Genomic DNA, 10,968 nt, shown 5'->3' on the forward strand with positions numbered 1-10,968 from the left:
GCGGCTTCCGGGGCGGCGCGGTTCAGAGGGCCGCGGCGGCGGCTCGGCCGGCCTGGCGGCCGGAGAAGATGCAGCCGCCCAGGAAGGTGCCTTCCAGGGAGCGGTAGCCGTGGACACCGCCACCGCCGAAGCCCGCCACTTCCCCGGCCGCGTACAGGCCGGGGACGGGGCTGCCCGAGGCGCCGAGGACGCGGCCGGCGAGGTCGGTCTGGAGGCCGCCCAGGGTCTTGCGGGTCAGGATGTTGAGGCGGACGGCGATGAGCGGGCCGGCGGACGGGTCGAGGATCCGGTGCGCCGAGGCGGTGCGGCTGAGGGCGTCCCCGGGATAGGCGAGGGCGTTGCGGATGCCCATCACCTGGAGGTCCTTCGTGTAGGGGTTCTCGATCTCGCGGTCCCGGGCCTCGATCTGCCGCTTGAGGTCGGCCAGGTCGATGAGCCCGTCGCCGGTGAGGCGGTTCATGCCGGTGACGAGTTCGGGCAGGGTGCCGGCGACCACGAAGTCCTCGCCGCGCTGCTTGAACCGCTCGATGGGCTCCGGGCTCTGCCAGATCCGGGACAGCAGCTTCCAGATGTCCTTGTTGGTGAGGTCGGGGTTCTGCTCGGAGCCGGAGAGGGCGAACTCCTTGGCGAGGATCTTCTGGGTGGTGACGAACCAGGAGTAGTCGTAGCCGGTGTCCGTGATCGACTTCAGGGTGTGCAGGGTGTCGTAGCCGGGGAGGTCGGGGGCGCCGAACCTGCGCCCCTTCGCGTCGAACCACAGCGAGGAGGGGCCGGGCAGGATGCGGATGCCGTGGCCGGGCCAGATCGGGGCGTAGTTGCGGAGCCCTTCGGTGTAGTGCCACATGCGGTCGGGGTTGACGATGCGGCCGCCCGCGCGTTCGGTGATGGCCAGCATCCGGCCGTCGACGTGCGCGGGGACCCCGGTGACCATCGTGGCGGGCGGGGTGCCCATGCGCGCGGGCCAGTTCCGGCGGACCAGTTCGTGGTTGGCGCCGATGCCTCCGGAGGTGACCACCACCACGGGAGCGCGCAACTCGAACTCACCGACCACGGTGCGGGAGCTGGGGGTGCCGCGGGCCGCGCCGCTGGGCTCCAGGACGGCCCCGCGGACCCCGGTGACGACTCCCCCGGTCGTGACGAGCTCGTCGACGCGGTGCCGGAACCTGAACGAGACCTTCTTGTTCGCGACCGCGGCCCGCACCTGCTTCTCGAACGGCTCGACGACGGCCGGTCCCGTGCCCCAGGTGACGTGGAAGCGGGGCACCGAGTTGCCGTGACCGTCCGCGAGGCCACCGCCGCGCTCGGCCCAGCCCACCATCGGGAACCACTGCATGCCGAGCCCGGCCAGCCAGGACCGCTTCTCGCCGGAGGCGAAGTCCACGTACGCCTCGGCCCACTTGTGGGCCCAGTGGTCGGCACCGCCGGGGTCGTCGACACCCCGGTCGAAGCCCGCCGTGCCCAGCCAGTCCTGCCAGGCCAGGTCGTGGGAGTCCTTCACGCCCATGAGGCGCTGTTCGCTCGAATCGACGAAGAACAGCCCGCCGAAGGACCAGAACGCCTGGCCGCCGATGCTCGCCTCCGGCTCCTGGTCGAGGAGCAGCACCCGGCGTCCGGCGGCGGCGAGTTCGGCCGTCGCGACGAGCCCGGCGAGGCCGTGTCCGACCACGATCGCGTCCGCGTGCTGGGACTCGGCCGCGAAGGCCGGGAAGGAGTGCGCGGCCAGGGCGGCCCCGGCGAGGACCCCGCCGGTCACGGCGAGGGCCCGCCGGCGCGACACCCCGATCCGCTCCCCGGCACCGCCTCCACCCCCGCTTCCGTCTCCGTCGCTCCGAACCGCGGACGTGTGTGCGACGTTCACCATGACGGCCTTCCATGGGGGACAGGGGACAGGGGGCAAGGGACGAGCGGGCGCGAAGGCAAGGGAAACTACCGGCCGGTAGTGCCGACGGTAAGGCACCCGGTGCCGCGAGGACCAGACCACGACTTGCACGAACTCAGCCTGTCTCAAACAGAGTTGACGGACCGTCGGTGAACCGACCGCAGGTTCACGGCAGGACGTCCAGTCGAGTCGAGTCGAGTCGCTCGGATCATGTCGGGCGACGGACCGACCTGCGCGCTCGGGGTCAGGGGCGTCGCGGGACTTCGGGGTCGGCAGGTGGGGCGAGGGCCGCTTCGGCCCGTTCGGCGGCGGTCCTGGTGCGGGTGGCCAGGTCGGCGGCCTGGCGGTGACGGTCGATGGCCTCCTTGTGGGCGGCGGCGAGGCGGGGCCGCTCCGCGTGGGCGCGGTCGAGCTGTTCCCGGAGTTCCGTGACCTGCCGGTCGAGCGCGTCCAGGGCGGTACGGGCCTGCTCCAGGTCCTGTTCCGCCCGTGCGAGATCCTTCTCGGCTCGGTCCCGTTCCCGGGCGGTGCGGTCCGCTTCCGCCCGTGCGTGGCGGCGCGCCTTCCGCTCTTCGGCGGCTCGGGCCCGTTCCGCGGACCGGTCTCCCGTTCCCGCGTCCGACGTCGTCGTGGCCTTGGTGTCGGATTCCGGGGTCTGCCGGGCCGTCTCGCCCTCGGCCGGGGCGGCCGGGGCCCGTGGTGCCTCGGGCGGGGGCTCCAGGCCGGTGAAGTCGACGGCGGAGGACGGGGCCCGGTCCAGGATGCCCCGCGCCCAGGACGCGGCGGCCTCCGGATCGGCGAGGACGGAGCGCAGGATCTCCCCCACCTCGTGCCCGACCCCCTCGGACACCGGGTGCCCCGCCTCGTCCGCGAGGCGGCGGGCCTCCGCCGCCATCGCCGCGACCACGCCGTTCCGGCGGGCGGAGAGCGCGCGGAGTTCCTCGCCCGAGAGGGTCCGGTGGGCCTCCCGCAGGGCCTGGCCGAGTTCCAGCAGGCGCCGGGCCTGCTCGGCGTCGTCGCGGGCGAGGAGGTTCGCCGCCCATACGGCGAGCGTCGGTCTGCGCAGGGCCGCGATCCGCTTCGCCGCGTCCCGGTCGCCTTCCCGGCGGGCCCGGGTGGCGTGGGCGTCGCGGGCCGCCGTGAACTCCTCCGGTCGCAGCCCGTACAGCTCGACCGCCACCGCCTCGACCCCGGCCGCCACCGCGGCCTCGCCATCGCCCTCGACCATGCGCCCACTGTCCCCCACCGACGCCGGCCCGCCCGGGAGGCGGGCCGGAGCGGGCTCCGGTCGGGTGCCGCCCGGGCCGGGGGCGGCTCAACCGCCCCGGGTCACGTCCGCGTGGTGAGGCGGGTCACGTCCGCGTGGTGAGGCGGGTGACGGCCGCGTCGTAGCGGGCCTGGAGGTCCGGGTCCGTCGAGGCCCGGAGCAGGGCGCGGAGGGCGCGGACCGCGCCGTCCTCGTAACCGGCTGATTCCGCTTCCCGGGCGGCCCGTTCGAGCCGGCGGATGCCCTCGGCCTCGTCGCCGAGGCCGAGCAGCGCCTCGCCCTGGACCATGAGCAGCAGGATGCCGGGGATGTCCGTGGTGCCCGTCCGGTCCTCGAAGGACAGGGCCTCGGTGGCCGTGTGGAGGGCCTGGTGCCACTTCCCGGAGTCGGCCCGGTGTCGGGCGAGGTGCTGCATGGCCAGGCGTTCGATGGTGCGGTCCTCGGCCTTGCGGGCCAGTTCCACGGCCCGTTCGCAGCCTTCGGCGGCCTCGTCGAGGCGGCCGAGCTGGGACCGCGCCACGCCCAGGACGATCAGGGCGTTCGCCTCGGCCACGGCGTCGCCCGACCGGGCGGCGAGGTCGGAGGCGGCCCCGAGGTGGGTGAGGGCCTCCGCCATCCGGCCCTCCTCGACGAGCACCCAGCCGAGGACGTTGAGCACCCGGGATTCGGCGTGCCGGTCGTCGTCGGCCCGCGCCCCTTCGAGGGCGGTCTCCAGGAGGGGGGCCCAGCCGTCGCGGACGCGCCACACGATCAGCGGCCACATCGTCAGGACGATCCGCCAGGTCCTGCCGTGGAGTCCGGCCGCGTGCGCCGCGGCCACCGCCTGGGTGAGGTCGTCGCGTTCGGCCGCGTACCAGGCGACGGCGGCGGACCGGTCCGTGAACTCCCGTACGGAGCGCGGCGGCAGGTGGTCCGCGGGCAGCGGGAAGCACTCCTCGTTGCCGGGCTCGGCGGCGGCCACGGCCGCGAGGCCGGTGGCGACGTAGTGGTCGAGGACGCGCCGGAGCGGGTCCGGTCCGGCCTCCAGGCTGCGGGCGTAGAGCCGTACGAGGTCGTGCATCGTCCAGCGGCCGGGCCCGGTCTCCGTCAGGAGGTGGGCGGTGGCCAGCCGTTCGAGGGTGGTCTCGGCGGACAGCGGGTCGGTGTCGGCGAGGGCGGCGGCCGCGTACCGGTCGAGGTGGGTGCCGGGGTGGCGACCGAGCTGGGCGAACCGGCGGGAGACCTCCTCGGGGAGTTGGTGCAGGGTCAGGCGGAGCGCCGCCCGGACGCCGCTGTCCTCCACGTCGAGGAGGGCCAGCCGGCGGTTCTCGTCGGACAGTTCGGCGGCCATCGCCTCCAGCGACCGGCCGGGCCGCTGGGCCAGCCGGGCGGCCACCACGCGGAGCGCCAGCGGGAGTCCCCCGCACAGTTCGGCCAGCCGGCGGGCGGCCACCGGCTCGTCGGCCACCCGTTCGACGCCGAGGACGCCGGACAGGAGCGAGGTGCCGTCCTCCGGCCCGAGCACGTCCACGGCCACGGGCCGGGCCGAGTCGGTGACGATCAGGCCGGGGAGCCGGTGCCGGCTGGTGACGACGGTGACGCACCGGCCACCGCCCGGCAGGAGCGGCCTGACCTGCTCGGAGTCACGGGCGTTGTCGAGTACGACGAGGAGCCGGCGGTCGGCGGCCAGCGAGCGGAACAGCCCGGCCGCGGCGTTCGCGGACTCCGGCATCCGGTGCTGCGGGACGCCCAGGGCCGACAGGAACTCGCGCAGGACCTCCAGGAGGGCCGGCTCGCCCGTGTCACCGAAGCCGCGGAGGTCGGCGTAGAGCCGGCCGTCGAAGGCACCGGCGTGCCCACGGTGCGCCCAGTGCAGTACGAGGGCCGTCTTCCCCACTCCGGCCGGCCCGATGACCAGGCAGACGGGGGCCTCGCCCGTGGCCGCGCGGGACAGGGCGGCGAGCTCCGGGGCTCGGCCGTGGAATCCGCGCGGCGCGCGGGGCAGCAGGTCGGGCGCCTCGACCGGAGCGGGCTCGGCCGGAGCGCCCGCGTACGGGACGGCGGCCGGCGGCGGCGCGACCTCCGCCGCGGGGGTCGGGCGGGGACGCCCCAGGCTCGCGATGTGCTCCAGCTCGCGGGCCCCGGCCGCGTCCAGGCCCAATGCCTCGGCCAGCGCCCGCACGGTGCGGCGCTGCGGCCCCCGGGAGCGGCCGCGCTCCATGTCCGACAGGGCCCGCACGCTCACCCCCGAGGTGTGCGCCAGTTCTTCCTGGCTGAGCCCCGCCCTCATCCGCAGACCGTGCAGGAGCGCGCCGAAGCCGCCGGTGGCCGGTGTACCGGTGCCCATGTGTGGATGTCCCCTGGTCGTTGCGGCCCAGCCGGAACGCCGTACCTCTCCCGCGGAATTATGCCCGACTCGGGTTTGCAGCTGAAACGTGGCGTGGCGGGGCGGGGACGCGGTGGGACGCCCGCGGGGAGGAGGCGCGGGACGGCCTCGGCCCGGGGCCATCCGCGTCAGGCGAGTTCGCGGGTGTCGAGGGGAAGGTGCCAGGTGTTGCGGCGGTGCACCGACTCGTAGGCCGCGCGCAGCGGGGACGGCGGGACGACCAGCACCGGACAGGCGGCGTGCGCGAGGACCTGCCGGGCCACGGAGGGGCGGAACAACCGCCGGATCGGCCCGCGCGGGCCGGAACCCACCACGAGCAGGTCCTCCGGGTCCCGCGCGACGTCGACGAGGGCCTCGCCCACCGCGCCCCGCACCGTGAGCGCCGTGAGCGCGGGGAGGGAGGCGAAGGAGCCGGGTCCGGGGCCGGGAGCGGGAGCGGGAGCGGGGCCTGGGCCGGCGGGGCCGGTGAGGGGGACGGCCGTGCCGATACCGAAGGCGGTGTCCAGGACCGCGCGCAGGCGGTCGGCCGCCGCCGACCGGCACAGCTCCAGGGTCGGTGCCCCGCAGGAGGCGCGGGCCGCCGGCCCGCCGCCCGGGGCCTGCCAGGCCAGGACCGCGCACAGCTCGACCCGGCGCAGCCGCGCCTCGACGACGGCCCGGTGGAGGGCCGCCAGACCCCCGAGCCCCTCGCTCACGCCGACGACCACCTTCGACACGGTTTCCCCCTCGGTTCGTTCCCGGCCCGTCCTGATCGGTCCCATCCCAACGCGCCGGTGGGGGTCGCGGCCGGTTCGCTGACGGTCTCCTGACGCGGGATGACGCGATCCTGACGTGTCGCTGACGCCTCCGGCCCGTCCGTGTCAGCGCTCCGTATGGACTGCGCCGCGCACCGTCAGGATCCCGTCAGGAGGGGGCCGGACGGGCCGGGCGGCGGGGATAGCTTTCGGGTGCCGCCCGGACCGCCTCCCCGCGTTCGCCGCGGCGGCACCGCACACCGTCCACGGTCCCAGGAGGGCCCCATGTGCCTGTTCCAGTACGAAGACGACCCCGAGCCCGAGGAACGCGTCCCGGCCGGACTCCTCCACGTCCCCGTCCGGTCGGGTACCCGCGAGGTGGTGCTGCGGATGTTCCGTACGCCCCTCGGCGCGCGCACCGCGGTCGGCTTCACCGATCCGGAGCGGCTGGCCGCGACCCTCGGGGCCGGGCAGCCGTGGATCCGGCTCTCCGCGTCCGCGCTCCGGGCGATGGCCGAACCCCTGGGGGCGGTGACCCTGACCGTCGACCCGACGCTGACCGCTCCCCCGGTCGCCGGGACCGTCGCGGGTGTTCCCTCGGTTCCCGCGGGCGCGTCCGCCGTCGTCACCGGCGCGACCGGCACCCCCGGATCCGCTTCGACGGCCGCGTCCGTGACCTCCCCGCCCGCCTCACCTTCGGATGCCCGGCGGGTGTCGCCGGAGTCCGTGCGGCGGGAAAGGGGGACCGCGCGATGACCACGGCTGTGGTGCCGTCCCCGGAACCGGGCACGGAGGACGACCTGTCCGTGTGGCCGGCGTCGACCGCGCGGCTCCCGCACGGCGGTCTGGCGGTCGGCGGAGTGGGGCTCACGGAGGTGGCGGAACGGTTCGCGACCCCCGTGTACGTCCTGGACGAGGGCGAGGTGCGGGACCGGTGCCGGACCTACCGCGACGCCTTCCCCGAGGCCGAAGTCCTCTACGCGGCGAAGGCGTTCCTGTCGCGGGCGATGGTGCGGTGGGTCCGCGAGGAGGGGCTGGGCCTGGACGTGTGCTCGGCCGGTGAGCTGGAACTGGCCGTGGTGGCCGGGTTTCCCGCGGACCGGATCGTGCTCCACGGCAACGCGAAGTCCCCGCAGGACCTGGACACCGCGCTCCGGGTCGGGGTCGGGCGGATCGTCATCGACAGCCCTTCGGAGATCGCCCGGATCGCCGCGGCGGTCGGCCCGGGCGGCCGGCAGAAGGTGATGGTGCGGGTGGTGCCGGGCGTGGCCGCCGGTGGCCACGAGAAGATCCGTACCGGGACGGACGGGCAGAAGTTCGGGCTCTCCCTCGGCGACGGGTCCGCGCTGGACGCGGTGGACCGCGTCCTGAGCCAGTCGCAGCTCGAACTGACCGGTCTGCACTGCCACATCGGCTCGCAGATAGCCGAGACCGGACCGTATCTGAGCGCGTTGCACCGGATGGTCGGGCTGCTGGCCCGGATCCGTGACCTGCACGGACGGGTCCTGCCGGAACTGGATCTCGGGGGCGGGCACGGCATCGCGTACCGGCCCGGGGAGGCGGCCCTCGACCTGCCCGCGCTCGCCCGCGGACTGCGCGAGGAGCTCGCGCGGTCCTGCGCGGCCGTCGGCCTGCCGGTGCCCCGGCTGGCCCTCGAACCGGGCCGGGCCGTCGTCGGTCCGGCCGGGGTCGCCGTGTACCGGGTCCTGGCCGTCAAGCACACCGGGGACACCGTGTTCGTCGCGGTCGACGGCGGGATGAGCGACAACCCCCGGCCCGCCCTCTACGGAGTCTGCTACGCGCCGCGGCTGATCGGCCGCACCTCCTCGGCGGCCCCGCGCGCCGCGACGGTGGTGGGACGGCACTGCGAGGCCGGCGACGTGCTCGCCGCCGGAGTGGAGCTGCCCGGCGACGTCCGGCCCGGCGACCTGCTCGCGGTGCCGGTGGCCGGGGCGTACCAGCTGTCCATGGCCTCCGGCTACAACATGGTCGGCCGGCCCCCGGTGGTCGCGGTCCACGGGGGAACCGCCCGGCTCCTGGTGCGCCGCGAGACCCTGGCGGACCTACGGGCCCGCGACGTGGGCGCGTAGCGGACCCTCGGCCCTCGCCCGGTCTCTCCCTCCCTCCGCCCGCCTCCCCCAACCGGCCGCTCGGAATCGTTGCCCGGTCCGGTCGCGTCCGGCGGAACGGACGCCGGGCGGGGGAGACTGGGGCGGTGGGGCAGGTGGGCGGTGGCGGTGAGAGGAGAGCGAGCGGGATGACGACGGACGTGTGGGCTCTGGTGCACGCTGAGCGCGCGGCCCTGATCGAGGACCTGGCGGGGCTCGACGAGGGGCAGTGGCGGTCTCCCTCGCTGTGCGAGGGCTGGACCGTGCACGACGTGGCCGCGCACCTGGTGGACACGGCCCGCACGACCCGCCTCGGCTTCGTCGTCGGGCTGGTCGGGGCGCGGTTCGACTTCGACCGGCAGAACGCGCGGGGCGTGGCGCGCGAGCGCGGGGACGGTCCGCAGGACACCCTCGGGCGGCTGCGGCAGGTCGCGGCGCGGACCTCGACCCCGCCCGCGCCCCTCGACAGCCGCCTCGTCGAGGAGGTCGTCCACGGTGAGGACGTCCGCAGGCCGCTGGGCCTGACCCGACGCTATCCGGAGGAGGCCGTCGTCCGGGCGCTCCGGCTCCAGACGCGGACCCCGGCCTCCTTCGGCGGCGCGAAGGAGCTGGTGGCCCGGGTGCGTCTGACCCCGACGGACTCCGGTCCGGCGATCGGCACGGGGCCGGTGGTGCAGGGCCCCGCCCTCTCCCTGTTGCTGGCCGTGTCGGGGCGCCGGGCCGCCTGGGCGGACCTCTCCGGTCCGGGGGGCGAGGTACTGACGGCGGGTGGGCGGTAGCCGTCCGCCGGCCGGGAGCCGACCCGGCCCGGTCGGGCGCTGACGCCCGCCCCAGCAGCGAGTAGGTCCGGTGGCGCGTCGGTCCGGCCCCGCCGGTTCGGGCGGTGTCGCCCGGCAGCGAGTCGGTCCCGCCGGTTCAGGCGGCGTCGCCCACGCCTCGGTCCGGTGCGCCCATGTCGCCGGTGGCGGGGGTGCCGTCGGCGAGTCCGTAGCGCAGGTAGACCGTGCCCTTCGGACCGGCCGCGGGCGGTTCGAGGAGGGTGAGGTTCGTGGGGACCGCGCCCCCGTCGAAGACCTTCTTCCCCACCCCCAGCACGATCGGGTGGAGCCACAGGTCCAGCCGGTCGAACAGCTTCTCGCGCAGCAGGGTCTGCACCAGGTCGAGGCTGCCCACGACCTTGATGTGCTCGTGCCGCTCCCGGATCTCGCGCACCGCGGCCGCCAGGTCCGGGCCGAGCTGGGAGGAACCGGCCCAGGTCAGCTCCGGGCGACCGCGCGAGGCCACGTACTTCGGGACGGCGTTGAAGAGGTCCGCGATCCCGGCGTCCTCGCCGCCCTTCTGGTGCGGCCAGTAGCCGGCGAAGATGTCGTAGGTCCGGCGGCCGAGGAGCAGGGCGTCCGTGTTCTCGTACGCGGCCCCCACCTGGGCCCCGCCGACCTCGTCGAGCAGGGGTGCCTGCCAGCCGCCGAAGGGGAAGCCCTCCGGGTCCTCGTCGGGGCCGCCGGGCGCCTGACCCACCAGGTCGAGGGTGGCGAACATTTCGATGTGGATCAGGCCCATGGCGTACTCCCAGTGCGAGGTCGTCGAGCGCGACCGGTGTGCGCGGTCGTCGAGCGCGGTCGTCGTTCCGTTCGCAAGGTAGACCGGCGGGAGGGCGAGGACTCATCGGCACACCGGGGTCGGATTCTCGGGACACCGGCATCGGACTCCTCGGGCCGGGGGCAGGGGCCGTGAGCCCGGGGCCGCTCCGGATTGTTTCAGCGCCCGCGACCCGCAGCGCAACAACCCGGCCGCCGCCCAGTCTGGCGGTCGACGGGAACCGCCGCGGGGCGGCCTCTCCGCCCGGAACGGGGGGCGGTGGTTCCCGTACCCACCACGGTTTCGATCACGGGAGAACCCATGAGGCATTCGGTACGCACGGGCACGACCGCGGCCCTGGTCGCGCTGGCGCTCGGCGCGCTGACCGTCCCGCAGACCGCGTCCGCCACCGCGTCCGCCGCGGCGCCCGCCACCACGGTGGCACCCGTGGCGGGCTCCGTACGGTTGTCCGCGCTCGCCGGGGGTGCCGGGGTGGCCGCCGAACGGCTGCGCATCAGGGCCGCGCACAGCGACAAGTGCGTGGACGTGGAGGGCGCCTCGGGGGCCAACAGTGCCAACGTGTTCCAGTGGAGCTGCCTCTCCTCGACCCAGTACAACCAGCAGTGGTCCCTGGAGCCCGCGGCCGCCGGTGTCTTCCGCCTGCGGGCGGTGCACAGCGGGAAGTGCATGGACGTCGCGGGGGCGGGGCTCGGCGACGGCGCGAACGTCTTCCAGTGGGACTGCCTCGCGGACCCGGCCCGCAACCAACGCTGGTACGTCACCAACGAGCGGATCCAGAACGGGCGTTACACCTACAACATCATCGCCCAGCACAGCGGGAAGTGCCTCGACGTGGCGGGCGCGTCCACCGCGAACGGAGCGAACGTGTTCCAGTGGAAGTGCCTCGGCGCCGGGGCGCTGAACCAGCAATGGACCTTCTTCATCGTGTGACCCTCCCCCGGGCCGCCCGCTCCCGCCCGCCATGACGGATTCCCGGGCGAGGGCGGGCCCGTCGGCGGCCGTCGCCCTCCGGGGGC

Annotated in this window: 9 protein-coding genes; 4 read left to right on the forward strand and 5 right to left on the reverse strand. The window is 75.3% G+C overall.

Going from position 1 to position 10,968, the window contains the following annotated elements:
- Window positions 1–22 precede the first annotated feature (22 nt).
- The 4 genes from ABTZ17_RS33870 to ABTZ17_RS33885 all read right to left on the reverse strand — a co-directional run bounded on the left by ABTZ17_RS33870 (window position 23) and on the right by ABTZ17_RS33885 (window position 6,272).
- On the reverse strand, window positions 23–1,777 hold the full coding sequence (locus tag ABTZ17_RS33870; RefSeq protein ID WP_502994959.1) for an FAD-binding dehydrogenase: 1,755 nt from the start codon (window positions 1,775–1,777) through the stop codon (window positions 23–25).
- Between the two features lie 346 nt (window positions 1,778–2,123).
- Window positions 2,124–3,107: a hypothetical protein gene (locus ABTZ17_RS33875; protein WP_352199641.1), complete on the reverse strand. Its 984-nt coding sequence runs from the start codon at window positions 3,105–3,107 to the stop codon at window positions 2,124–2,126.
- A gap of 124 nt (window positions 3,108–3,231) precedes the next feature.
- A complete protein-coding gene (locus tag ABTZ17_RS33880) occupies window positions 3,232–5,472 on the reverse strand; it encodes an ATP-binding protein (RefSeq protein ID WP_352199642.1) in 2,241 nt (746 codons plus the stop codon).
- Window positions 5,473–5,639: 167 nt separating this feature from the next.
- Window positions 5,640–6,272, reverse strand: coding sequence for a universal stress protein (locus tag ABTZ17_RS33885; protein ID WP_352199643.1), 633 nt, complete (start codon window positions 6,270–6,272; stop codon window positions 5,640–5,642).
- Between the two features lie 258 nt (window positions 6,273–6,530).
- On the opposite strand from ABTZ17_RS33885, the gene ABTZ17_RS33890 reads away from it, so the two are divergent.
- From ABTZ17_RS33890 to ABTZ17_RS33900, 3 genes are all read left to right on the forward strand, one after another.
- The gene (locus tag ABTZ17_RS33890) at window positions 6,531–7,001 is read left to right on the forward strand and encodes an SAV_915 family protein (protein ID WP_352199644.1); all 471 of its coding nucleotides are present in this window, start codon (window positions 6,531–6,533) and stop codon (window positions 6,999–7,001) included.
- Window positions 6,998–8,335 (forward strand): diaminopimelate decarboxylase, encoded by a 1,338-nt coding sequence (gene lysA, locus ABTZ17_RS33895; protein ID WP_352199645.1) that lies wholly within the window; start codon window positions 6,998–7,000, stop codon window positions 8,333–8,335. The genes ABTZ17_RS33890 and lysA overlap by 4 nt, the downstream gene beginning before the upstream one ends.
- A gap of 167 nt (window positions 8,336–8,502) precedes the next feature.
- Entirely contained in the window at window positions 8,503–9,132 is a 630-nt protein-coding gene (locus ABTZ17_RS33900) for a maleylpyruvate isomerase family mycothiol-dependent enzyme (RefSeq protein WP_352199646.1), read from the forward strand.
- Between the two features lie 136 nt (window positions 9,133–9,268).
- Here the strand turns inward: ABTZ17_RS33900 and ABTZ17_RS33905 are convergent, their stop codons facing one another.
- Window positions 9,269–9,913 carry a dihydrofolate reductase family protein gene (locus ABTZ17_RS33905; protein WP_352199647.1) on the reverse strand — a complete coding sequence of 215 codons (645 nt, stop codon included), beginning with the start codon at window positions 9,911–9,913 and terminating at the stop codon, window positions 9,269–9,271.
- Between the two features lie 339 nt (window positions 9,914–10,252).
- Between ABTZ17_RS33905 and ABTZ17_RS33910 the strand changes: the two genes are divergently transcribed.
- Window positions 10,253–10,882 (forward strand): RICIN domain-containing protein, encoded by a 630-nt coding sequence (locus ABTZ17_RS33910; protein WP_352199648.1) that lies wholly within the window; start codon window positions 10,253–10,255, stop codon window positions 10,880–10,882.
- The last annotated feature ends 86 nt before the right edge of the window (window positions 10,883–10,968 follow it).

Origin of the sequence: Streptomyces sp. NPDC097619 (assembly GCF_040302735.1) — a bacterium.
In the GTDB taxonomy this organism is placed as follows: domain Bacteria; phylum Actinomycetota; class Actinomycetes; order Streptomycetales; family Streptomycetaceae; genus Streptomyces.